The 23906-nt window shown below is 67.0% G+C and carries 21 protein-coding genes; 10 read left to right on the plus strand and 11 right to left on the minus strand.

What is annotated here, in order from left to right; genetic code table 11:
* The first annotated feature begins 48 nt into the window (after positions 1-48).
* Entirely contained in the window at positions 49-1839 is a 1791-nt protein-coding gene (locus tag ABLE91_RS26460; RefSeq protein WP_348935545.1) for a sulfatase family protein, read from the plus strand.
* 174 nt (positions 1840-2013) lie between these two features.
* On the opposite strand, the gene ABLE91_RS26465 is transcribed toward ABLE91_RS26460, so the two are convergent.
* From ABLE91_RS26465 to ABLE91_RS26475, 3 genes are all read right to left on the minus strand, one after another.
* Entirely contained in the window at positions 2014-2991 is a 978-nt protein-coding gene (locus tag ABLE91_RS26465; RefSeq protein ID WP_348935546.1) for a Bug family tripartite tricarboxylate transporter substrate binding protein, read from the minus strand.
* Positions 2992-3068: 77 nt separating this feature from the next.
* On the minus strand, positions 3069-4010 hold the full coding sequence (locus tag ABLE91_RS26470) for a fumarylacetoacetate hydrolase family protein (protein ID WP_348935547.1): 942 nt from the start codon (positions 4008-4010) through the stop codon (positions 3069-3071).
* Positions 4011-4234: 224 nt separating this feature from the next.
* A complete protein-coding gene (locus ABLE91_RS26475; RefSeq protein WP_348935548.1) occupies positions 4235-6643 on the minus strand; it encodes a thiamine pyrophosphate-binding protein in 2409 nt (802 codons plus the stop codon).
* A 136-nt stretch (positions 6644-6779) separates the two neighbouring features.
* Between ABLE91_RS26475 and ABLE91_RS26480 the strand changes: the two genes are divergently transcribed.
* Both ABLE91_RS26480 and ABLE91_RS26485 read left to right on the plus strand, forming a co-directional pair.
* Positions 6780-7241, plus strand: coding sequence for an Lrp/AsnC family transcriptional regulator (locus ABLE91_RS26480; protein WP_348935549.1), 462 nt, complete (start codon positions 6780-6782; stop codon positions 7239-7241).
* Positions 7242-7437: 196 nt separating this feature from the next.
* Positions 7438-8028 (plus strand): hypothetical protein, encoded by a 591-nt coding sequence (locus ABLE91_RS26485; RefSeq protein WP_348935550.1) that lies wholly within the window; start codon positions 7438-7440, stop codon positions 8026-8028.
* Positions 8029-8084: 56 nt separating this feature from the next.
* Here ABLE91_RS26485 and ABLE91_RS26490 read toward each other — a convergent pair whose 3' ends face one another.
* The gene (locus ABLE91_RS26490) at positions 8085-9248 is read right to left on the minus strand and encodes an enolase C-terminal domain-like protein (protein WP_348935551.1); all 1164 of its coding nucleotides are present in this window, start codon (positions 9246-9248) and stop codon (positions 8085-8087) included.
* Between the two features lie 29 nt (positions 9249-9277).
* Positions 9278-10261: a Bug family tripartite tricarboxylate transporter substrate binding protein gene (locus tag ABLE91_RS26495; RefSeq protein WP_348935552.1), complete on the minus strand. Its 984-nt coding sequence runs from the start codon at positions 10259-10261 to the stop codon at positions 9278-9280.
* A gap of 285 nt (positions 10262-10546) precedes the next feature.
* Here ABLE91_RS26495 and ABLE91_RS26500 point away from each other — a divergent pair, with 285 nt between their 5' ends.
* Both ABLE91_RS26500 and ABLE91_RS26505 read left to right on the plus strand, forming a co-directional pair.
* The gene (locus tag ABLE91_RS26500; RefSeq protein WP_348935553.1) at positions 10547-11272 is read left to right on the plus strand and encodes a GntR family transcriptional regulator; all 726 of its coding nucleotides are present in this window, start codon (positions 10547-10549) and stop codon (positions 11270-11272) included.
* A gap of 33 nt (positions 11273-11305) precedes the next feature.
* Positions 11306-12100, plus strand: a complete 795-nt coding sequence (locus ABLE91_RS26505; protein ID WP_348935554.1) for a DUF72 domain-containing protein — start codon at positions 11306-11308, stop codon at positions 12098-12100.
* A 3-nt stretch (positions 12101-12103) separates the two neighbouring features.
* Here the strand turns inward: ABLE91_RS26505 and ABLE91_RS26510 are convergent, their stop codons facing one another.
* Positions 12104-12655, minus strand: a complete 552-nt coding sequence (locus tag ABLE91_RS26510) for an ion channel (protein ID WP_348935555.1) — start codon at positions 12653-12655, stop codon at positions 12104-12106.
* Positions 12656-12766: 111 nt separating this feature from the next.
* On the opposite strand from ABLE91_RS26510, the gene ABLE91_RS26515 reads away from it, so the two are divergent.
* Positions 12767-13012, plus strand: a complete 246-nt coding sequence (locus tag ABLE91_RS26515; RefSeq protein ID WP_348935556.1) for a hypothetical protein — start codon at positions 12767-12769, stop codon at positions 13010-13012.
* 119 nt (positions 13013-13131) lie between these two features.
* A complete protein-coding gene (typA, locus tag ABLE91_RS26520; RefSeq protein WP_348935557.1) occupies positions 13132-14958 on the plus strand; it encodes a translational GTPase TypA in 1827 nt (608 codons plus the stop codon).
* A gap of 349 nt (positions 14959-15307) precedes the next feature.
* Here typA and paaK read toward each other — a convergent pair whose 3' ends face one another.
* The 4 genes from paaK to ABLE91_RS26540 form a co-directional block, all read right to left on the minus strand.
* Positions 15308-16636 carry a phenylacetate--CoA ligase PaaK gene (paaK, locus tag ABLE91_RS26525; RefSeq protein WP_348935558.1) on the minus strand — a complete coding sequence of 443 codons (1329 nt, stop codon included), beginning with the start codon at positions 16634-16636 and terminating at the stop codon, positions 15308-15310.
* An 18-nt stretch (positions 16637-16654) separates the two neighbouring features.
* Positions 16655-17116, minus strand: a complete 462-nt coding sequence (paaI, locus tag ABLE91_RS26530) for a hydroxyphenylacetyl-CoA thioesterase PaaI (RefSeq protein WP_348935559.1) — start codon at positions 17114-17116, stop codon at positions 16655-16657.
* Positions 17113-17901: a 2-(1,2-epoxy-1,2-dihydrophenyl)acetyl-CoA isomerase PaaG gene (gene paaG, locus ABLE91_RS26535; protein ID WP_348935560.1), complete on the minus strand. Its 789-nt coding sequence runs from the start codon at positions 17899-17901 to the stop codon at positions 17113-17115. Before paaG ends, paaI begins: the two co-directional genes overlap by 4 nt.
* Before the next feature lie 110 nt (positions 17902-18011).
* Positions 18012-18182 (minus strand): hypothetical protein, encoded by a 171-nt coding sequence (locus ABLE91_RS26540; protein ID WP_348935561.1) that lies wholly within the window; start codon positions 18180-18182, stop codon positions 18012-18014.
* On the opposite strand from ABLE91_RS26540, the gene pcaF reads away from it, so the two are divergent.
* From pcaF to paaZ, 3 genes are read left to right on the plus strand one after another with little or no spacing between them, the layout of a single operon-like run.
* Positions 18181-19389, plus strand: a complete 1209-nt coding sequence (pcaF, locus tag ABLE91_RS26545; protein ID WP_348935562.1) for a 3-oxoadipyl-CoA thiolase — start codon at positions 18181-18183, stop codon at positions 19387-19389. The genes ABLE91_RS26540 and pcaF overlap by 2 nt on opposite strands.
* A gap of 2 nt (positions 19390-19391) precedes the next feature.
* A complete protein-coding gene (locus ABLE91_RS26550) occupies positions 19392-21464 on the plus strand; it encodes an FAD-dependent oxidoreductase (protein ID WP_348935563.1) in 2073 nt (690 codons plus the stop codon).
* A gap of 12 nt (positions 21465-21476) precedes the next feature.
* A complete protein-coding gene (paaZ, locus tag ABLE91_RS26555) occupies positions 21477-23516 on the plus strand; it encodes a phenylacetic acid degradation bifunctional protein PaaZ (RefSeq protein ID WP_348935564.1) in 2040 nt (679 codons plus the stop codon).
* Between the two features lie 108 nt (positions 23517-23624).
* Here the strand turns inward: paaZ and ABLE91_RS26560 are convergent, their stop codons facing one another.
* Positions 23625-23888 carry a hypothetical protein gene (locus tag ABLE91_RS26560; protein WP_348935565.1) on the minus strand — a complete coding sequence of 88 codons (264 nt, stop codon included), beginning with the start codon at positions 23886-23888 and terminating at the stop codon, positions 23625-23627.
* Between the last annotated feature and the right edge of the window lie 18 nt (positions 23889-23906).

Consider the following 23906-nt stretch of genomic DNA (forward strand, 5'->3'; position numbering starts at 1 on the left):
AACCGGAAGCTGAGACAGTCCCGCCAGCTTGGCTATGGAGGCGGCGCCATGACGAAGAAATCCGAGACCTCGGTTGAACCGTCCCGCAGGGACCTTTTCACCTCCGGCGCGGCGCTCCTGGGCACGAGCCTCCTGCCAAAGGTGGCACAGGCCGGGGATGCGCCGTCATACGCGCCCTCGCCCATAAAGGCGCCTGACGCCCCCCCCGGCGGCTACAACATCCTGTTCATCCTGGTGGACCAGGAGCACTTCTTCGACAAATGGCCGTTCCCGGTGCCGGGCCGCGAATGGATCAAGGCCAACGGCATCACCTTCACGAACCACCAGGCCGCATCCTGCGTGTGCTCGCCGGCCCGCTCGACCCTCTATACCGGCATGCATATTCCCCACACCGGCGTCTTCGACAATGCCAATGCCCTGTGGCAGCCGGACATGTCGACGGACGTGAAGACCGTGGGTCACCGCCTCGCCCAGCTCGGCTATCACGCCGCCTATCAGGGCAAGTGGCATCTCTCCATCAATCTCGACCAGGTGAACGAGGCCATCGACGCCCCATTCCCGAAATATCGCGAGATCATCGAGAGCTACGGCTTCGACGACTTCTTCGGCGTCGGCGACATCAATGACCGCACCCTCGGCGGCTATAATTACGACGACACCACCACCGCCTTCGTCACCCGCTGGCTGCGCACCAGGGGGCAGGAACTGAAGGCGGCTGGGAAGCCCTGGTATCTGGCGGTGAACTTCGTCAATCCGCACGACGTCATGTTCATCAATTCGGACCTGCCGGGCCAGACGGTGCAGGGCAAGCAGTCGTCCATGCCCATCGCCCGCGCGCCGGAGAACGAGCTCTACAAGGCGGCCTGGGACATGCCGCTGCCGTCCACCCGCACCCAGGCGTTCGATGCCCCCGGTCGGCCAAAGGCGCAGCAGATCTACCAGGAGGTCATGGATTTCCTTGTCGGCCAGTGGCCCGATGAGGATCGCCGCTGGCGGGTGCTGCAGAACTATTATTTCAACTGCATCCGCGACTGCGACCTCCAGGTCACCCGCGTGCTGGAGGCCGTGAAGGCCAACGGCATGTCGGACGACACCATCATCGTCTTCACTGCCGACCATGGTGAGCTGGGCGGCCACCACCAGATGCGTGGCAAGGGCAATTCCACCTACCGCCAGCAGAACCATCTGCCGCTGATGATCGTCCATCCCGCCTATCCCGGCGGGCTCACCTGCAATGCGGTGACCTCGCAGGTGGACCTCACCCCCACCATCCTTGCGCTCACCGGCGCCGCGCCGGACAAGCTGAAGCAGGCGAAGGACGGTCTGCCCGGGCATGACTTCTCCGCGCTGCTCACCACGCCGGGGGCGGCGAAGCCGGACACGCTGCGGCCGGGATCGCTGTTCTGCTACAACATGCTGAGCTACCAGGATGCCCGGTGGGCCGCCCATTTCGACGTGAAGTCGAACAACACCATTCCGCTCGCCCAGCGCATCGCCGCCATGCAGAACCAGCCGCCGGACTTCAAGCTCCGCTGCTCCATCCGCAGCACGTTCGATGGTCGCTACCGCTTCACCCGCTACTTCTCCCCGCAGGGCTTCAACACGCCCACCACCTGGGAAGATCTGACGGGGAAGAACGACATTGAAATCTACGATCTCCAGAACGATCCGGACGAGGTGGACAACATCGCTTTGAAGGGCAAGGCGGCGGGCGATCTCATCATGGCCATGAACACCAAGCTCAACGGCCTCATCGGGGCCGAGGTGGGCGTGGACGATGGCAGCTTCCTGCCGTTCAAGGACGGCAAGTGGATATTCCCGACCGCGAGCCAGCGGTAGGGCGGCCCCGGTACTGGGATTGCGGTCTTTCACCTCTCCCCGCGGGGGAGAGGTCGGAGGCACCGCAGACGGGTGAGGGGGCTCCGGCGCTTCAGGACTTGAGAGGGTTGTCCCCCTTACCCCAGCCCTCTCCCCGCCGGGGAGAGGGAGCGATGATGCCGGCGGAAATGCCGCCTATTCCACCTTGCCGATGGCGCGCACTGCTGCCACCAGCCGCTCGCTGTCGGCCGCGACGAACGCCTTGAACTCCGGCATGTCGAGATAGGCCGGCGGGCTGCCGGCATGATCCAGGATGCGCACCACGTCCGGCGACTGGATCGCCTCGCGGATGGAGGTGCGCAGCTTTGTCACCACCGGGTCCGGCACGCCCACGGGCAGGAACAGGCCGGCCCAGATGTAGAATTCCACGCTCTTATAGCCCAGCTCCTGGAAGGTGGGCGCGTCCGGGAAGGCGTCAATGCGCTTGGCGCCGAAACAGGCGAGCACGCGCACCTTGTCGAGGAACGGCTTCAGCGGGCCAGGGGCGGAGGCGATGGCCTGCACCTCGTTCTGCACCAGGGCTGTCAGCGACGGGCCGCCGCCCTGATAGGGCACGTGCAGCATGTCGATGCCGGCGGCATGGGTGAACATGGCCATGGAGACATGGGTGGTGCCGTAGCGGCCGGAGGAGCCGTATTCGATCTTGCCCGGTCGCTTCTTGGCGTCTTCCACCAGTTCCTGGACCGTGCGCCAGGGCGCGGAGGCGGGCACCGCCAGCACGGTCGGGTCCGCGAGGATGCGCGCGACGGGCACGAGCTGGCTCATCTCATAGGACGGGGTCTGGCCGAACAGCTTCTGGGATTCCGGCAGCACCGCCAGCGACGACAGGGTCATCAGCATGGTGTAGCCGTCCGGCGGGGCTTTGGCGGCGGCCGCATTGCCGATGGCGCCACCGGCGCCGCCGCGGTTCTCCACCACCACGGGGCGGCCCAGGATGTTGGTCATCGCGTTCGCCATGGGGCGCGCGGCAAGGTCCGCCTGTCCGCCGGGCGGGAACGGCACGATCATGGTCATGGCGCGGGTCGGCCAGGCGGCATCCTGCGCGAAGGCGGGCCCGGCGAGCGAGGCGGCGGGCATTGCGGCGAGGATCTTCAGTAACTGACGGCGATCCATTGGTTCCTCCCATTATGTTTTTTATGAACAGGCAGGGGGCGTTTGCGCCCCTCCGCCTCACGCTTTCACATCTCCCTTCAGGCGGCGGCGACGGGGTTCCGCAGCAGGCCGATCTTCTCCATCTCGCATTCGATGACATCACCCGGCAGGCAATAGCGGGTGGCGGGCACGAGGCCCGGCTCGCCGCGCCACTTGCCGCCCAGGGACGCGTCCGTGGACCATGCGGTGCCGGCGGGCGTGCCAGTGATGATCACCATGCCCGGCCTGAGCGTGAAATTGGTGGAGAAGAAGTGGATCAGCTCCGCGCAGGACCAGATCATGTCGGAGGTGTTCGAGGACTGGCGCAGCTCGCCATTGATCCGCGTCTTCAGCCAGAGGTTCTGCGGGTCCGGCACCTCGTCGGCGGTGACGATGGTGGGACCGAGCGGGGCGGATGAATCGAACGCCTTGCCGCGCCCCAGCTCATACCAGGTGAAGCCCTGGTCGTTGGTGCGCACCTGCCGGTCGCGGGCAGTGACGTCGTTGACGATGGTGTAGCCGAAGACGTGGTCGAGCGCGCGCTCCACGGGGATGTGACGCCCCGGCGCGCCGATGACCACCGCCAGCTCGGTCTCGCAATCGAGCTTCTCCGAGAGCTTGGGATCGTAGAGGATGGGCTCGTCCGGGCCGACCACGCAGTCGGCGGTCTTCACGAAGAATTCCGGCTCCTTGCCGCTGATGGCGGAATCCTTCTTCTCCGCATTGTGCGCGTGGTAATTGCTGCCCGAGCACAGGATGGTGGAGGGCTTCAGGGGCGCGAGGAGCTTCACGCCGGAGGCGGCGGTGCGGCCCTTGCCGGAGTCGATGAGCGCTTCGGCCGCTGTGCGGGCGGATGCGCCGGCGCGGATGAAGGAGAGCATGTCCGCGAAGGGTGCGCCCTCGCCATTTCCGCCGGCCGCGCGGGCGAGATCCACGATCTCGTTGCCCACCAGCACGCCGAGCCGCTCCGCCGCGCCATCGGCGAATGTCACCACCTTCATCTCGATCCTCCCGACATGGTCTTAGTGCCGTAACGGCGTGACCTTGAGGCATTCTACATGCCGCATCGGAAGACCGGGAGCAATCGTTTGCAGGAGTGGCTTTAAGAACAACCGTCATGCCCGGGCTTGTCCCGGGCATCCACGTCCATCCCTTGGTCTGCGCCTGGCGGAGCCCCGTGGATGGCCGGGTCAAGCCCGGCCATGACGGATTGGAGGGGGCGACCTCACCCCATCACCCGCAAATGCCGCATGGGCCGGCCGGGCGCGATGGACTGGGCCGCCGCGACGATGGCGGCTGCGTCGATGCCGTGGTGGCGGTAGAGGTCCGCAAGGGTCCCCGTCTGGCCGAAATGCTCGACCCCGAGCGCCCGCAGACGATGGCCCTGCACTGAGCCAAGCCAGCCGAGCGTCGCCGGATGGCCGTCGATGACGGTCACCAGCCCGCAATGGCGGGGCAGGGGCTCCAGCAGCCGCTCCACATGGCTCTGCGCGTGCGACATGCCCTTCTCGCGGGCGCGGGCGGCGGCGGTCCAGCCGGCATTGAGGCGGTCCGCGGAGGTGACGGCGAGGAGACCCACATCGCGCCGGTCCTCCGCCATCAGCCCCACCGCCTCGATGGCCTCCGGCGTCACCGCGCCCTGGACCGCGACGACAACCTCGCAGTTCGGCCCCGGTTCGCGCAGCCAATAGGCGCCATCCACCATGTGGCGCTTCTGGGTCTGCGAGAGCGTGCGCTTGGGCTGCTCCAAGGCGCGGGTGGAGAGGCGGAAATAGACCGAGCCGCCGGTCTCGTCCCGCAGCCAGTTGCGCTCGTCCTCCTCGCCCGCGCCGTCGCGCTGCACATAGTCGAAGGCGAAGGCCATGAGCGTCGCCAGCTCGTCCACGAAGCACGGCTCGAACGCGGCGAGCCCGTCTTGCGCCATGCCGATGAGCGGCGTGGAGATGGACTGGTGCGCGCCGCCTTCCGGCGCCAGCGTGATGCCCGAAGGCGTGGCCACGAGGATGAAGCGGGCATCCTGGTAGCAGGCATAGTTCAGCGCATCGAGGCCGCGGCAGATGAAGGGGTCGTAGAGCGTGCCCACAGGGATCAGCCGCGCGCCGAACAGGGAATGGGAGAGGCCGAAGGCGGAGAGCATGAGGAACAGGTTCATCTCGGCGATGCCCAGCTCCATGTGCTGGCCCTCGGGCGAGAAGTCCCAATTGTAGGTGGAGGGGATGCGCTCGCGCTTGAACACGTCAGCAAGCGCCCGCTCGGCGAACAGGCCGCGCCGGTTCACCCACGGCCCGAGATTGGTGGAGACGGTCACATCCGGCGAGGTGGTGACGATGCGGCTCGCCAGTGCGCTGTCGCCGCGTGCCAGTTCCTGAAGGATGAGGCCAAAGCCCGCCTGGGTGGAGAGGGTCGCATTGGGTGGCGTCGCCACGTCAGGGACGGGCAAAGCGGGGTCGGAGAGCCGGCGCGTGCCCTCGCTCCTGAACGGCACCTTGTCGAGGAATGCCTTCAGCGCGGCAGGCGGCGTCGAGAGCCCTTCGAACGGCTCCCATTCCTTGCCCGGCCGGATGTTCATGGCGGTGCGCAGGATGTCCATCTGCGCCGCCGTCATGAGCCCGGCATGATTGTCCTTGTGGCCCGCCAGCGGCAGGCCAAAACCCTTTACCGTGTAGCAGAGGAAGCAGACCGGCCGGTCATGGTCGATGCCGTCGAACGCCTCCATGATGGTCGGCAGATCATGGCCGCCGAGGTTCGTCATGAGGGCGGACAATTCCACATCCGAGCGCCGCTCGATGAGCGCCGTGACGTCGCCCTGGTCGCCGAGATCGTCTAGCAGGCGCTTGCGCCATGCCGCGCCGCCCTGGAAGGTGAGGGCGGAATATTCCACGTTGGGGCAGGCATCGATCCAGGCCTTGAGCTTGGCCCCGCCTTTCTCCTTGAACGCGGCCTGCTGGAGCGAGCCGTATTTCAGGATGACCACCTGCCAGCCCATGGCCTCGAAGATGCCGACGAAGCGTTCATAGAGCCCCTCGCGCACAACGGCGTCTAAGCTCTGGCGGTTGTAGTCGACGATCCACCAGGTGTTGCGCAGATCGTGCTTCCAGCCCTCCAGGAGGGCCTCGAAGACGTTGCCTTCGTCCAGCTCCGCATCGCCCACCAGGGCGATCATGCGGCCTTCGGGGCGGTCGCCGAGGAGGCCATGGGCGCGGACATAATCCTGGGCGAGGCTCGCGAACAAAGTCTGCGCAACGCCGAGGCCGACGGAGCCGGTGGAGAAATCCACGTCGTCCGTGTCCTTGGTGCGCGAGGGATAGGATTGCGCGCCCTTATAGGCGCGGAACGCCTCCAACTTCTCTCGGGTCTGGTTGCCCAGAAGATACTGGATGGCGTGGAAGATGGGGCTCGCATGCGGCTTCACCGCCACCCGGTCCTGGGGCCGCAGCGTGTGGAAATAGAGCGCCGTCATGATGGTGGCGAGCGAGGCCGAGGACGCCTGGTGTCCGCCCACTTTCAGCCCGTCCACGCTCTCGCGCAGATGGTTGGCATTGTGGATGGTCCAGCTCGCGAGCCAGAGCACCTTGCGCTCCAGCTCGGCGAGGATTTCGATCTCGGTCTTTGCGGCCATATCCCTGGCGGCCATGTCCGGCCCTCCTGCGGCGCTCATCGCCATCGGAGCATCATAGGTGCGCGCAGCAGGCGTTTTCCGTCGAAATCAGGCTGTGCCTACCCCTAGATTGCACTATCTTGCCAATTTCCGCGCTCATTTCGGCAAAAGCATGCAGATCGACGCCATCGACCGAAAGATTCTCGCTCTGCTCCAGGAGGACGGCCGCATGAGCGTCGCCGATCTTGCGGGCAAGGTCGGCCTGTCCCCTTCGCCCTGCCTGCGGCGGGTGCGGGCGCTGGAGGCGTCGGGCCTCATCGCCCGCTATGTGGCCGTGCTCGACCAGCGGGCCGCCGGCCTGCCGGTGAGCGTGTTCGTCTCCATCAAACTGGAGCGGCAGCGGGAAGATGCGCTGGACGCCTTCTCGGCGGCGATCCGGCGCTGGCCCGAAGTGCTGGAATGCTACCTCATGACCGGCCAGCGGGATTACCTGCTGCGCGTGGTGGTCTCGGATCTGGAGAGCTATGAGCGTTTCCTGAAGATGAAGCTCACGCGCCTCGACGGCATCGCCTCCATCGAGAGCTCGTTCGCCCTGGAGCAGGTGAAATATTCCAACGTCCTGCCCCTCGCCTGAAGGGGAGAAAAGTGCGCCTTCATAGCCTAGCTCAAGTCAGCCTCGCGCAAGCTTGGAGTGGTATATTTCACCACGTGTATTCCATTTTCGTTTGCCAGATAGGTTTCCCGGACTTTTGCCGGGGCCGCCGCAAGGCACATTCGTATTCTGATGGAGCCCGCAACACCCGAACGCTTCGGCACAAGGAGAGATGACGATGATTCCCGCCATCGGCCCAGTTGGGAAGTCAGATGAGCCTTCGATCCCCGTGATCAAGCCTGTGGCTGATCCTGTGAGGACGGCTCAAGCTGCCTCCGTTGCCGTGGCGCCGCCCGCCCCGGTGCGTATTTCCGGCGAGGACATCAACGTCGACGATTTCATCTACACCAGCACCGTGAAGACCATCGTGCCGGCAATGGGTCCGGGCTCGGTCACAATTCCGGGAATTGGCGTCTTTCCGGGCCTCGTGGACCAGGGTTACTCGAACAGCGAGGTCAAGTACGAGATCCGCATTGGCGGCGTTCTGGTCGCCCGCATCTACGAGAACGGCGTGGCGATGACCGCCAGCGGTTTCGACTTGTCGCGGCTCGGTTTTCCGTCCCCGGAAGAAGATGGCATGACCGGCTCGCAGAAGGCCGACCACCGGCTGGCGCGGCTCTCCTCTTATTTCTCGACGCTGGATGTCGCCTTCGACATCGTCGACAAGGGCGGCAACCAGGTGACGCTGAACTGGGACGGGAAGCCCGTCGTCTCCCGGCCGGACTTCACCGCGGCGCCGTCCGACGACGCGGCAAAGGTCGACGGCTGACAGCTTTAAAGTCATGGCCGGGACAAGCCCGGCCGTGACATGGACCGCGTCGAGGCCTAGCCCAGCAGCCTGTCGATGAAGGGCTTGAGATTCTCCTTTTCCTCCAGCCCGAAGCCCGGCGCCTCGCTGGGGAAGATGCGGTTGCCGTTGAGCCGGCAGGCGGGCGAATAGCCGCCGAAAGGCTGGAACACCCCCGGATAGGCCTCGCACCCGCCGAGCCCCAGCCCCACCGCGATGTGCAGGTTGATGAGATGCCCGCCGTGCGGATAGGCCTGCTTGCGGCTGAAGCCGTGGGTCTCCAGCATGTCGAGGATGCGGCCATAGTCGCCGAGGCCGTAGGCAAGGCCCGCATCCATCTGGAAGATGTCCTTGCCCGGCCGCATGCCGCCGAAGCGCACGAGGTTCACGCTGTCGATGAGGGAGAACAAGTTCTCGCCCGTCGCCACTGGGCCGGAATAGGCCTCGATGATCTCGCGGTTGAGCTGGTAGTCGAGGGGATCGCCGATCTCCTCGAACCAGCGCAGCTTGTAGGGCTCCAGGGCCTTGGCATAAGCGAGTGCGGTCTTCAGGTCGAAGCGGCCGTTGGCATCCACGGAGAGGCGGGCGCCGTCGCCGGCGATCTTCAACGCTTCCTCGATGCGCTTCAGGTCCACATCGAGAGGTGCGCCGCCGATCTTCATCTTGAAGGCGACGAAGCCCATGTCGGTATATTCGCGCAGCTCGTCCGACAGGGTCTTGCCCGCGCCGTCGGCATAATAATAGCCGCCGGCCGCATAGCAGTCCGCTTCCCCAACCTCCGTGCAGCCGAAGGCGCGGGCGATGGTGCGGTAAGCGGGCTCGCCGGCGAGCTTGGCATTGAGGTCCCACACGGCGAGTTCCAGCGCCGCCGCCGCGCCCGCGCGATCGCCATGGCCGCCGGGCTTCTCGTTGCGCATCGCCGCCGCCAGGACCTTTGCGGGATCGAAGGCCTGCCCGGTTTCGTCCAGCAGGCTGCCGGGCGCCGCCGCCAGCAGGCGCGGGATCATGCGCTGGCGGATGATCCCGCTCTGGGCGAAGCGGCCGATGGAATTGAAGGCGAGACCGACCACCGGGCGCCCGTCGCGCACCACATCCGTGATGAGCGCCACCAGGGACACGTCATGATCGGAAAAGCTCACTACCGCATTGGCGACATTTCCCTCCAGCCGGACGGAAAGCTCGCGGACATCCGTGATTTTCATGGAAAACTTTCAGGAGAAGAGAAGGTGGATCACTCGACGGAGATCTTGCCGGCGCGGATCACGTCGCCCCATTTGGTGGTCTCGCTGTCGATATAGGTCTGGAACGCCGCCCCGGTGGTGCCGACCACGATCATGCCAAGGCTGGCGAAGCGCGCCTTCACCTCGTCCAGCGCGATGACCTTCTTCAGGTCCGTCTCGATCTTGGCCGCGATGGTTGGGGAAACACCCTTCGGCGCCACGAGGCCGAGCCAGCCGAGCACGTCGAAGCCGGGATAGGCTTCCGCGACGGTGGGCACATCGGGCAGGCCCGGCGCGCGCATGGTGGTGGAGACGGCCAGCGCGCGGGCCTTGCCGGCCTGGATCGCGCCCATGACGCCGGGCTGGGAATCGAACAGCGCATCGATGCGCCCGCCATAGAGGTCGGCCATGGCCGGGCCGGAACCCTTGTAGGGCACGTGGACGATGTCGATGCCGGCGCGCTGCTTGAACAGCTCCATGGTGAGGTGCTGGGTGGAGCCGGCGCCGCCGGAGCCGTAATTGAGCATGCCGGGCGAGGCTTTCGCGGCCGCCACCAGATCCTGCATGGTCTTGTACTTGGAATCCGCCGAGACGGTGAGCACCTGGGCGACGCCGGCCACATTCATCAGCGCGGTGAAATCGGTGCGCGGGTCGTAGCCCACATTCTTGTAGAGGTTCGGCGCGATGGAGAGCGGGCCGCTGGAGCCCTGCAGCCACGTATAGCCATCGTTCGGCGCGGCGATGGACGCCTTGGTGCCGATGGTGCCGCCCGATCCACCCTTATTGTCGATGATGACGGGGACGTTCCACATCTTGCCGAGTTGGTCCGCCACGAGGCGCGCCATCAGGTCTCCGGCCTGGCCGGGGGCGAAGGGAACGATGATCGTGATGGTGCGGTTGGGAAACGCCTCCTGCGCCATTGCGGAGAGGGGCGCGATAGTGGGCGCGAGCGCGCTGCCGGCCACGAGTTTCAGCACCTGCCTGCGATCGAGCATCTTTTCCCTCCCCATCGCCGCCGCGGGATGACGGCGGCGATATGTTCTATATTGTGATATGTTGGTACATATTTGGAGAAAGGCTGTCAAACCCCGCCGTCACGGCCGGGCTTGACCCGGCCATCCCGTGGGAATTCGGGAGCGCTATTCCTCGAGAGATGCCCGGGTCGGGCCTGGACATGACGGGTGGAAAGAGAGCCCGTCGGCAATGCCGTTTCCCTCCCGCGCGATCTCCCTCTAAAACCTTCGGCTTCCACCCCTTGAACCCCTGGCTTCCCCGCGCGCATGGCCCTTCCGCTCTATCAACGCATCGCCGCGGACCTCGCGCAGAAGATCGCTTCCGGCGAGCTGGCGGTGGGCGCGGTCATCCCGAGCGAGCTGGAGCTGGCGCAAAGCTACAAGGCGAGCCGGAACACCGTGCGCTCCGCGCTGCGGCAGCTTCAGGACCTGCACCTCATCTCCCGCCGCCGCAATCGCGGCACGCGGGTGGAGGCCCCGCCGCAGGAGAGCCTCGTCACGCGCACCCTCTCCACTCGCAACGATCTCATGGCGCTTGCCGAGGCTGCGCAGCGGGAGATCCGCGCCACCTCCCTGGTGGTGCTGGACACGGAGATGGCGCGGCTCCTCAAATGCCCGCCGGGCTCGCGCTGGCTGCGCATCTCGCTGGTGCGGTGGGAGCCGGGCGTGGCAAAGCCCCTGGCCTGGACCCGCGCCTTCGTGGACCCGCACTACAAGGACATCGTGCCGCTGGCGAAGCAGCAGCCCGGCACGCTGTTCTGCGACCTCATCGAGAGCCATTATGGCCGCCCCATCGCCACGGTGGAGCAGACGGTTTCGGGTTGCCTCATCGAGGAGGATGCGGCGGAGATCCTGGGCGTGCCGGTGGGCAGTGCCGGCCTCAGGGTGCTCCGGCACTACCGGGACATGGCCGCCGCCATGGTCGAGGCGACGGTGTCGTTTTATCCCGCCGACAGGTTCTCCATCCGGACGACGCTGTCGCGGCGGAGTTGAAAGCGGGCGAAGGCCCGCAGCAGGGAGGCGCGCATGACCATACGTGTGGGTATCGGCGGCTGGACCTATGAGCCCTGGCGCGGCGTGTTCTATCCGGAGGGGCTGAAGCATGCGCGCGAGCTGGAGTTCGCCAGCCGCGCAGTGACCTCCATCGAGGTCAACGGCACCTTCTACCGCACCCAGACGCCAAAAGCCTTCAAGAGCTGGGCGGATCAGGCCCCGGAGGGCTTCGTGTTCGCGCTGAAGGCGGTGCGCTACGCCACCAACCGGCGGGTGCTGGCCGAGGCTGGGGAGAGTGTCCAGGCCTTCGTGAACAGCGGGCTCGTGGAGCTGGGCGACAAGCTCGGCCCCATAAACTGGCAGTTCGCCGGCACGAAGAAGTTCGACCCGGACGATTTCGGCGCCTTCCTCGCTTTGCTGCCGGAGAAGGTGGACGGCGTCGGCCTGCGCCATGCGGTGGAGGTGCGCCACGAGAGCTTCGGCTGTCCCGAATTCATCGCGCTCGCCCGCAAGCACAATGTGGCGGTGGTGATCGCCGACAGCCCGGACTATCCCGCCATCGGCGATCTCACCGCCGATTTCGTCTATGCCCGCCTCCAGGACGCCAAGGCGGAGATCGAGACCGGCTATGACGAAAAAGCGCTCGGCGCCTGGCATGCGCGCGCCGGCCAATGGGCCAAGGGCGAGGCGGCGGAAGGCATCCCCACCTATGGCGAGAAGGCCGGAAAGAAGGGCAAGCGCGACTGCTTCATCTACATGATCAACGGCGCCAAGGAGCGGGCGCCGGCGGCGGCCATGGCGCTGCTGGAGAAGCTCGGAAAGAGCTAAACCTCAGCCGTCCCGCTGGATATCGACGCCGGTGCCGGCGGGAACGGGCGCCGGGGTCTTCGCTGTGTGGTGCGCGGGTCGCTTATGGTGCGACGGCGTCTCATAGACGTGCAGCACCAAGGCGGCGCGCGTCAGCACGGCGAAGATCAGGGCCGTGGACCAGCCGAACAGCAGCATGCCGTTTGCCGCCGTCACCGGCCCGAGGAGCCGCCAGCGCGGCAATGGCAGGATGTCCCCGTAGCCCAGCGTGGTGAAGCTTTCGAAGGCAAGATAATAGCCGTCGCCGGATTTGACCGCTCCCACAAGGTGATAGGAGATGGCCCACACCGCCACATGCACCATGTGGGACAGGGTCAGGACGGCGCCTGTGACCATCATGGTCGCCGCGAACGCCTCGATGCGCCGCCGCTCGATGGTGCGCCGCCGCAGGCCGCGCATGAACCGCATCAGGAACACGCTGAACATGGCGTGGATGGCGATGTTCACCATGCTCACCACGATCCCGTACAGCAATTCAATCGGAATCACGCCGACCCCCGCCGTCCGGTGGCTCACGTGAAAGGCAATGACCTGCCTCGGCGGCGGGCGCAAGGGGCATGCGGCGGAACCCATGCGTATTGAGGCCGTTGGTTCCCTGGCTGGGAGAGAAAAACAAGGAGAAGCTCGATGAACCGCCAAACGGAGGCCGGCGCGCATGGCGCGGTGAAGCTGCAATACTGGTCCTCGTCCCATTCCGTTGGCGCGCCGGACAAATGGCCGGAGCCCTATGAGTTCGATACCGTGGAAGACGCCGTGGCCTTCGCCATGACGCAATCGCCCGCCAATAGGGAGCTGGCTTGGCTGCGGACCCCGGACGGCGTGGTGATGAATCCCGACCAGATCCGCCGCGCCTTCGAACTGAAGCGAAGCTGACGTTAAGGGGATACGCGGGCGGCCTGCATTGATTTGCCGCCGCTCTTGTGTATTTTGCGCCGCAAAATGAAGCCGAGCGGACCTGAGGAATCGGGTCCGCCTTTTGGTGTTTGGAACCCATGGAACTGCGCAACATCGCCATCATCGCCCACGTCGACCACGGCAAGACGACGCTGGTGGACAAGCTGCTCCAGCAGTCCGGCTCTTTCCGCGACAACCAGCGCGTCGCTGAGCGCGTGATGGATTCCAACGACCTGGAAAAAGAGCGCGGCATCACCATCCTGGCCAAGGCCACCTCGGTGGTGTGGAAGGGCGTGCGCATCAACATCGTCGACACCCCAGGCCACGCCGATTTCGGCGGCGAGGTGGAGCGCATCCTCTCCATGGTGGACGGCGCCATCGTGCTGGTGGACGCGGCCGAAGGCCCCATGCCGCAGACCAAGTTCGTGGTGGGCAAGGCCCTGAAGATCGGCCTGAAGCCCATCGTCGCCATCAACAAGGTGGACCGGCCGGACGGGCGCCCGCAGGAAGTCATCAACGAGGTGTTCGACCTGTTCGCGGCGTTGGACGCCAATGACGAGCAGCTCGACTTCCCGATCCTCTACGGTTCCGGCCGCGACGGCTGGATGGCGGACGAGCCGGAAGGCCCGAAGGACCAGGCGCTGGCGCCGCTGTTCGACCTGGTGCTGAAGCACGTGCCGCCGGCCCATGTGGACGAGGCGCCGTTCCGCATGCTCGGCACGCTTCTGGAGGCGAACCCCTTCCTCGGCCGCATCATCACCGGCCGCATCTCTTCCGGCTCGGTGCGCCCCAACCAGTCCATCAAGGTGATGGACCGCGAGGGCAACCTCGTGGAGAGCGGCCGCGTCTCGAAGATCCTCGCCTTCCGCGGCATCGAGCGCCAGCCCATCGACGTGGGCGAGGCGGGCGACATCGTCTCCATCGCCGGCCTCGTGAAGGGTTCGGTGGCCGACACCTTCTGCGATCCCGCGGTGGACACCCCCATCCAGGCGCAGCCCATCGATCCGCCCACCGTCACCATGTCCTTCATCGTCAACGATTCGCCGCTGGCGGGTACCGAGGGCGACAAGGTGACGAGCCGTATGATCCGCGACCGCCTGTTCAAGGAGGCCGAGGGCAACGTCACGCTGAAGATCGAGGAATCCGACGACAAGGATTCGTTCTTCGTCTCCGGGCGCGGCGAACTCCAGCTCGCCATCCTCATCGAGACCATGCGCCGCGAGGGCTTCGAGCTCGCCGTGTCGCGGCCGCGCGTGGTCTATTCCCAGGGGCCGAACGGCGAGACCCTGGAGCCGGTCGAGGAAGTGGTCATCGACGTGGACGAGGAATATTCCGGCACCGTGGTGCAGAAGATGTCCGAGCGCCGCGCCGAGATGATCGAGATGCGCCCCTCCGGCGGCAACCGCCAGCGCCTTGTGTTCCATGCGCCGACCCGCGGCCTCATCGGCTACCAGTCGGAACTGCTGACCGACACGCGCGGCACCGCCATCATGAACCGCCTGTTCAAGGCCTATGAGCCGCACAAGGGCGAGATCCCGAGCCGCATCAACGGCGTGCTGATCTCCAACGAAGCGGGCGAGGCGGTGGCCTATGCCCTGTGGAACCTGGAAGACCGCGGCCCGATGATCATCGAGCCCGGCTGGAAGGTGTATCAGGGCATGCTGGTGGGCATCCACAACCGGGACAACGACCTGGAAGTGAACGTGCTGAAGGGCAAGAAGCTCACCAACATCCGCACCACGTCGAAGGACGAGGCGGTGCGCCTGACCCCGCCGATCCGCATGACGCTGGAGCGCTCGCTCGCCTGGATCCAGGACGACGAACTGGTGGAAGTGACGCCGAAGTCCATCCGCCTGCGCAAGCGCTGGCTCGACCCGAACGAGCGCAAGCGCAACGAGCGCAAGAGCGTCAGCGAGCTGGTCTGAGGGCTTCGGCTCCACGCAGGACAACCGTCATCCCCGGGCTTGACCCGGGGGATCCACGGCGTGCCGCAAGCGCATCTTTAACGGAGAGGCGTGGATGCCCGGGTCAAGCCCGGGCATGACTGCTTTTCTAAGTATTGTCCTGGACAAGCGACGCCGCAGGCGGAGCGCAGATCCGGGACCCAGCGCAAGATTCCGGCGAAGCCGTCAATCCGCGACCAGCGTAAAGAGCGTCTCCGCCGCGTGGCGCCGGAGACGGGGTGAAGCGCCTTCGGCGGTCTCTTGCGCTGGGTCCCGGGTCGCATTCCACTGCGCTGCGCTGCGCTTCGTTGCATGCGCCCAGGACAAATCCTCACTCCCGCGGCCGCTTGTCCACCACGCGCTTGGCCTTGCCCATGGAGCGCTCGATGCTCCCCGGCGCCTGGATCACCACGCGCGTGGTGATGCCGATGGTGTCCTTGATGCGTGACACCAGCCGTTCCGCATGCACCGACAGTCCGGCAGTGTCCCAATGCTCCTCGCGGGCCTCCGCCAGCACGGTCATCTCGTCCATGCGACCCTCGCGGGTCAGTTCGATGAGGAAGTGGCCGGCGCACCAGTCGGTGGCGAGCAGCGCCTCTTCGATCTGGGTCGGGAACACGTTCACCCCGCGCAGGATCATCATGTCGTCCGAGCGGCCGGTCACCTTCTCCATGCGCCGCATGCCGGGCCGCGCCGTGCCGGGCAGAAGGCGCGTCAGGTCCCGCGTGCGGTAGCGGATGATGGGGAAGGCTTCCTTGGTGAGCGAGGTGAAGACCAGCTCGCCCTTCTCCCCGTCCGGCAGCACCTCGCCGGTCTCCGGGTCGATGATCTCAGGGTAGAAATGGTCTTCCCAGATGTGGAGCCCGTCCTTGGTCTCCACGCATTCCTGGGCGACGCCCGGGCCGATGACCTCCGAGAGGCCGTAAATGTCGGTGGCGTCCATGGCGAAGGCGTGCTCGATCTCCGAGCGCATGGCATTGGTCCAGGGCTCGGCGCCGAAGATGCCGAACTTGAGCGAGCTTTCGCGCGGGTCGAGGCCGGCTTTGGCGAAGCCGTCGAGGATGGCCAGCATGTAGCTGGGCGTCACCATGATCACGTCAGGCTTGAAATCGGTGATGAGCTGCACCTGGCGCTCGGTCATGCCGCCGGACATGGGCACCACCGTGCAGCCGAGCCGCTCGGCGCCATAATGGGCGCCGAGGCCGCCGGTGAAGAGGCCGTAGCCATAGGCCACATGCACCATCATGCCGGGGCGCGCGCCAGCCGCGCGGATGGAGCGGGCCATGACGTCGGCCCACATGTCGATATCGGCCTTGGTGTAGCCCACCACGATGGGCTTGCCCGTGGTGCCGGAGGAGCCGTGGACCCGCGCCAGCTTCTCGCGCGGCACGGCGAACAGGCCGAAGGGATAATTGTCGCGCAAGTCCTTCTTCACCGTGAAGGGGAATTTCGCGAGGTCGGAGAGGTCCTTCAGGTCCGAGGGACGGACGCCGGCTGCATCGAACTGGGCGCGGTAGAAGGGCACGTTGTCGTAAGCGTGCTGGAGCGACCAGGCGAGGCGCTGGCGCTGGATCGACATGACCTCGTCGCGCGAGGCGCGCTCGATGGCGTCGAGACCGTCCTTGATGCCGCGGTCGAAGCTGGTGGCTGGGGCTGCCATGTTCATCGTCTCCTCCGCTCAGGGTTTGTCGTGTTCTTCCGGCGCGATGATCGAGCCGCCGATGGTGCGGGAATGGCCGCGGAATTCGGCGATGAGCACGCCGTCCTGGGTGACGCTCACGTCATAGATGCCGGACCGGCCGGCGCGGGTGATCTCGCGGGCGTGCGCCACCAACGTGTGCCCCGGCTTTCCCGGCCTGAGATAGCTGATGCTGCAATGGCCGGCGACGGTGCGGTGGTCGTGGCTGTTGCAGGCGAAGGCGAAGGCGCTGTCGGCCAAGGTGAAGATGAAGCCGCCATGGGCGGTGCCGTGGCCGTTCGCCATTTCGGGCGTCAGCATCATGGAGAGGACGGCGGTGCCCGGCCCCACCTCCACCAGCTCCATGCCGAGGCCCCGGCTTGCGGTATCGGTGGCCCACATGGCTTCGGCGCAGAGGCGGGCGGTTTCCTCCGGCGAGCGGGTGGGGCTGAGATCGCTCATGATGCGCGTCCCGTGAAGCGCGGCGCGCGCTTTTCCATGAAGGCCTTCGTGCCTTCCGCATAATCCGGCGTGCGGCCGGCCTCGCGCTGGAGGTCGCGCTCAAGATCGAGCTGCGTGTCCAGGTCGTTGGAGGCGGAGGCGTTCAGCGCCTGCTTGGTCAAGGCAAGGCCGTGGGTCGGTTGGGTCGCGAGGTGGGCAGTGAGCGCTTCCGCCTCCGCGCGCAGGGCGGCATCGTCCACCACCTTCCAGATCATTCCCCAGTCCGCGGCCTGCTCGGCGCTCACCGGCTCGGCCAGCAGCATCAGGGCGCGGGCGCGGGCATCGCCCACGAGGCGCGGCAGGAAGAAGGTGCCCCCGGAATCCGGCACGAGGCCGATCTTGGAGAAGGCTTGGATGAACTTGGCGGATCTGGCGGCCAGGACGATGTCACAGGCGAAGGCGATGTTCGCCCCCGCGCCGGCCGCCACCCCGTTCACCGCGCAGACCACCGGCTTCTTCAGCGCGCGGATGCGGCGGATGAGGGGATTGTAGAAAGTCTCGATGGTCTTGCCGAGGTCGGGCGCCTCGGAGAGGCCCACCCGGGCGGACAGGTCCTGGCCCGCGCAGAAGCCGCGCCCGGCGCCGGTGAGGAGCACCGCGCGGCAGGTCTCGTCCGCCGCGATGGCGTCCAGCGCGCCGCGCAGAGCGAGGTGCAAGTCCTCATTGAAGGAGTTGAGCCGGTCCGGCCGGTTCAGGGTCAGCATGGTCCAGCCGTCGCGGCGGTCCACGAGAAGCACGCTCTCCACCCGTTCCTCCCAATCAGGGCTCTCTCAGGGAGCCTCTTGAATTAACCGATCGATCGGTTAATCTTTAGCCCAAGGGGCAAGCTTGTCAACACGAGCCACAATGCTCCGCCTCACGGGAGGATGCCATGGCCGACCACTTCGATGCGCACCGGGCCTTTTGCCGCCGCGGCAAGCGCAGGCCGCGCGCGTTTCCGGCAGATTTGGCTTTCCCTGCGCCGCGCCTTCGGGCTTTCTGCGCGCCGTAAAACCATCGCCTGATCCCGATCATCGGAGACCACCATGACGCACGCTTACATCTGCGATTTCGCGCGCACCCCCATCGGCCGCTATGCCGGCGCGTTGAAGGACGTGCGCCCCGACGATCTCGCCGCCCATCCCATCCGCGTGCTGAAGGACCGCAATCCGGGCATCGACTGGGAAGCGGTGGACGACGTCATCCTCGGCTGCGCCAACCAGGCGGGCGAGGACAATCGCGACGTGGCGCGCATGGCGGTGCTGCTGGCCGGCCTGCCCGTGAGCGCCCCCGGCACCACCGTGAACCGCCTGTGCGGCTCGGGCCTCGACGCGGTGGGCATCGGCGCCCGCGCCGTCCTCACGGGGGATGCCGACCTCATCATCGCCGGCGGCGTCGAGAGCATGACCCGCGCGCCCTTCGTCCAGGGCAAGGCGACGGAGGCTTTCTCGCGGCAGGCGGAGATCTTTGACACCACCATTGGCTGGCGCTTCGTGAACCCGCTCATGAAGGCGCAGTACGGTGTCGATTCCATGCCGGAGACCGGCGAGAACGTGGCCGAGGACTTCCAGGTCTCGCGGAGGGACCAGGACCTGTTCGCCTACAATTCCCAGCAGCGCGCCAAGGCGGCGCAGGAGGCCGGCTTCTTCGCCCGCGAGATCGCGCCCATCGAGATCAAGGGCAAGAAGGGTGCGGTGACCATCGTCGACAGGGACGAGCACCCCCGCGGCGACACCACCCTGGAGCAGCTCGCCGCGCTGAAGACCCCGTTCCGCAAGGAAGGCGGCACGGTCACCGCCGGCAACGCCTCCGGCGTGAATGACGGCGCCGGCGCGCTCATCATCGCCTCCGAGGCGGCGGTGAAGAAGTACGGCCTCACCCCCCGCGCCCGCGTGGTCTCGGTGGTGCAGGCCGGCGTGCCGCCGCGCATCATGGGCATCGGCCCGGCGCCGGCCACCCGCAAGCTGCTGGAAAAGAACAAGCTGGCGCTGGACGACATCGACCTCATCGAGCTGAACGAGGCGTTCGCCTCCCAGGCGCTCGCGGTGCTGCGCCAGCTCGGCCTGCCTGATGATGCGGAGCACGTGAACCCCCATGGCGGCGCCATCGCGCTCGGCCACCCGCTCGGCATGTCCGGGGCGCGTCTCGCCATGACGGCGGTGAGCGCGCTGGAGACCCGCGGCGGCAAGCGTGCCATCGCTACCATGTGCATCGGCGTCGGCCAGGGCATCGCCGCCCTCATCGAGCGGGTGTGATCGTGACCGCCGCCGTCGCCATTCGCCACCACGGCCCCGTCGCCGTGGTGGAGATCGCCAACCCGCCGGTCAACGCGCTCTCCCGAGCCGTCCGTGTAGGGCTCATGGAGGCCGTGGCAGCGCTTGGCGCCGACGATGGCGTGGCGGCGGTGGTGATCAGTGGCGGCGCCGGAAGATTCATTGCCGGCGCCGACATCCGCGAGATGAACTTAGCTCCGGAGGAGCCCTTCCTGCCGGATGTGGTCGCGGCCCTCGACGCGCTCGACAAGCCCGTGATTGCGGCCATTGACGGGGCGGCGCTCGGCGGGGGGCTGGAGATCGCACTCGCCTGCGACGCGCGCATCGGCTCGGGGAAGGCGCTTCTCGGCCTCACCGAGACCCGCCTCGGCATCATTCCCGGCGCCGGGGGCACCCAGCGGCTGCCGCGCGTCGTGGGTGTTGCAAAGGCCATTCCCCTTATCTGTGAGGGGCGCATCCTGAAGGCGAAGGAGGCGCTGGATCTCGGCCTGCTGGACGAGATCGTGGAAGGAGACCTCATCGCCGCCGCCGTGGCGCGCGCGCAGACGCAAGCGAAGCGCCGCGTTTCCGCGCTGCCGGTTCCCGCCGGAGACGCGGCCGAGGAAGACGCCGCCGCCACGCAGGCGCTGAAGGGTGCCAAGGGCGTGCCGGCCATCGCCGAGGCGGTCCGGGTGATCCGAGCCGCGCGTGACGGCGATTTCGCCGCGGGCATGGCCCGCGAGCGCGTCGCCTTCCTGGCCCTGCGCCAGAGCGCGGAAGCGGCGGCGCTGCGCCATCTGTTCTTCGCCGAGCGCGAGGCCGGCAAGGTGCCTGGCCTCGATGGTGCGACGCCGCGTCCGTTCGGCAAGGTGGCCGTCATCGGCGCCGGCACCATGGGCGCGGGCATCGCCGTGTCGCTATTGGATGCAGGCCTCTCAGTGACATTGGTGGAGCGGGATGCTGAGGCCGCCGAAGCGGGTCTTGCGCGCGTGCGGGGGCTCTATGAGCGGCCTGTGAAGAGCGGACGCCTCAGCGAGGCCCAGGCGGAGGAGCGCGTCTCCCGCGTCTCGCCCACCGCCGATTGGCAGAGGCTGGCGGATGCGGACCTCGTGATCGAGGCGGCGTTCGAGGACATGGCGGTGAAGGCCGACATCTTCCAGCGCCTCGACGCGATCGCGCGGCCCGGCGCCGTGCTCGCCAGCAACACCTCCTATCTCGACCTCGACGCCATCGCGGCGATGACATCCCGCCCGCAGGATGTAGTGGGCCTGCACTTCTTCGCCCCCGCCAATGTGATGCGGCTCTTGGAAATCGTGCGCGCGGAAAAAACCGCGCCGGACGTGCTCGCCACCGCCTTGGTGCTGGCGAAGAAGATCGGCAAGCAGCCGGTGGTAGCAGGCAATTGCGACGGCTTCATCGGCAACCGCATCTATGCGGTCTACCGTCGCCATGCGGAATATCTGGTGGAGGACGGCGCGGCGCCGGAGGAGGTGGACGCGGCGCTGGAAGCCTATGGTTTCGCCATGGGTATCTTCGCGGTCTCCGACATGTCCGGCCTCGACATCGCCTTCGCCATGAGGAAGCGCCGGGCCGCCACGCGCGATCCCAGCGAGCGCTACGTCTCCATCGCGGACGTGCTGTGCGAGACCGGTCGGCTCGGCCGGAAGACCGGGGCAGGCTGGTATGCCTATGACACGGCGGGCAAGAAATCCGTCGATCCCAGGACCGGCGAGATCATCGCCGCCGCCCGGGCGGAGAAGAGCATTTCCCCTCGCGCCTTCGCCGCGGAAGACATCCAGCGCCGCCTCGTCAGCGTCATGGCGAACGAGGGCGCGAAGGAGCTGGAGGAGGGCATCGCGCTGCGCGCCTCCGACATCGACCTTGCCTTCGTCAATGGCTACGGCTTCCCGCGCCTGAAGGGCGGCCCCATGTTCGCCGCCGATCAGATGGGCCTGCCCGAGGTGCTGCGCGAGGTGGAAGCCGCTCATGCCGCGGGCGGGGCCGGCTCAGAGGCGTCCGCACTGCTGAAAGACCTCGCCCGCACCGGCGGCAGCTTCGCGCAGTGGCGCAAGACCTGACAGGGACCACCAATGACACGCACCCTCGAAAGCTACGCCCTCGACGGCTGGTTCGCTCCCACCTCCGGCCTTGTGGACATTCCGAGCGCCATCGACGGGCGGGTGGTCGCGCGCGCCTCTACGAAGGGGCTGGATTTCGGCGCCATGGTGCGCCACGCCCGTGAAATGGGCGGCCCTGCGCTGCGCGCGCTCACCTTCCACGAGCGGGCCGACATGCTGCGGGCGCTCGCGAAGCATCTCGGCGAGCACAAGGAGCAGCTTTACGCGCTCTCCACCGACACGGGCGCGACGAAGCGGGACAATTTCTTCGACATCGACGGCGGCATCGGCACGCTGTTCGCCTATGCCTCGCGCGGGCGGAGGGAACTGCCCAGCGAGCGCTTCGTGGTGGAGGGTGCGCCCGAGGGCCTGTCCAAGGGCGGGACCTTCGTGGGGGCACACATCCTCACCCCGCTCCAGGGCGTCGCGGTCCATATCAACGCCTTCAACTTCCCCTGCTGGGGCATGCTGGAGAAGCTGGCGCCGGCTATCCTCGCGGGCGTGCCTGTCATCACCAAGCCCGCCACCGCCACCTCCTATGTGGCCGAGGCCGTGGTGCGGCTGATCGTGGAGGCCGGCATCCTGCCCAAGGGGGCGGTGCAGCTCGTGTGCGGCTCGGTGGGCGACCTGCTCGACCATCTCACCGGTCAGGATGTGCTCTCCTTCACCGGCTCTGCCTCCACCTCGCAGGCGCTGCGCGATCATCCCGCCGTCTCGCGCAATGCGGTGCGCTTCATCGCCGAGCGGGATTCGCTGAACGCCGCCGTGCTCGGCCCGGATGCCAGGGAAGGCACGCCGGAATTCGACCTCTTCGTGAAGGAGGTGGTGCGCGAGATGACCGTGAAGGCGGGCCAGAAATGCACCGCCATCCGCCGCATCTTCGTGCCCCGCGTGCTGGAGGATGCGGTGGGCAAGGCCCTGGAGGCGCAGCTTTCCGCCATCGTCGTGGGCGATCCGCGCCGCGAGGAGGTGCGCATGGGCCCGCTCGCCAGCCTCGCCCAACGTGACAGCGTGCGCGAGGCCGTAGAGGAGATCGCGCAGGAGGCCGAGATCGCCTTTGGCGATCCCGCAACGGTCGCGCCGGTGGGCGGGGATGCGGAGGCGGGCGCCTTCATGGCCCCGATCCTGCTGCGGTGTCCCAATCCGCGCACCGCGAGCGCGCCCCACCTGACCGAGGCGTTCGGCCCGGTGGCGACCCTCATGGCCTATGACGGGCTTGCCGAGGCGGTGGCGCTGGTGGCGAAGGGCGAGGGCAGCCTCGTGGCCTCGGTCTTCACCTACGACCCTGACGTGGCCGAGCAGCTCGTGTTCGGCATCGCCGCCTATAATGGCCGCGTGCTGGTGATCGACCGCGATTGCGCGAAGGAATCCACAGGCCACGGCTCACCGCTTCCCGGCCTCGTCCATGGCGGCCCCGGCCGGGCCGGCGGCGGGGAGGAGATGGGCGGCCTGCGCGGCGTATTCCATTACATGCAGCGCACCGCGCTCCAGGGCTCGCCGGGCCGGCTTGCGGCGCTCACCAAGAGCTGGATCAAGGGCGCGCCTTCGCCCGCGCCGTCCCAGCACCCGTTCAAGCTGGATTATGACGCGATCCGCGTGGGGGACACGGTGGAGACGCCGTCGCGGGCGATCACCCTTGGCGATATCGAGCATTTCGCGGACTTCACCGGCGACAAATTCTACGCCCACATGGATGAGGAGGCCGCCAAGGCCAACCCCTTCTTCCCGGGGCGCGTGGCCCACGGCTACCTCATCCTCTCCTTTGCCGCCGGCCTGTTCGTGGACCCGGCGCCGGGGCCGCTCCTGGCCAATTACGGCCTCGACAATCTGCGCTTCCTCAAACCGGTCTCGCCGGGCGACGAGATCAAGGTGCGCCTCACGGTGAAGCAGAAGCAGGCGGCCCGGAAGCCGGAATATGGCGAGGTGCGCTGGGACGCTGAGGTGTTCAACCAGGACGGCGACACGGTGGCACGCTACGAGCTTCTCACCATGAGCGCGCGCAAGGCGGCGTGAGCCGCGCTTGATGCGTGTCATCCCCGGGCTTGACCGGGGATCTTGCGCCGGTATGCAGAAGGCAGGAGATCCCCGGGTCAAGCCCGGGGATGACGAAGGTGGGGGTGTTCAGCCGTCCTTCCCGCGCTTCCTCAGCGCGGTGGGCGTGTCGCTGGCGGGGAAGGTCTCTTTCAGTTCCTCGTCCAGCTCATCGGAGGCGGCGCGGGCCGCGGCGTCGGCATCCTTCTCGTGCGCCACTTCCGCCCCGGTGAAGCTGGAGGGGTTGGTGAGGGCCGGCGGGTCGCTGGCGGGGAAGGTCTCTTCCAGCGCCTCGTCCAGCTTCGCGTCTTCCTGCGATTTGGTCGGCTTCTTCACATGTGCGCCGTTGGTCATGTCAGCCTCTCATGGCGG

Source organism: Aquabacter albus (genome assembly GCF_040049275.1).
In the GTDB taxonomy this organism is placed as follows: domain Bacteria; phylum Pseudomonadota; class Alphaproteobacteria; order Rhizobiales; family Xanthobacteraceae; genus Aquabacter.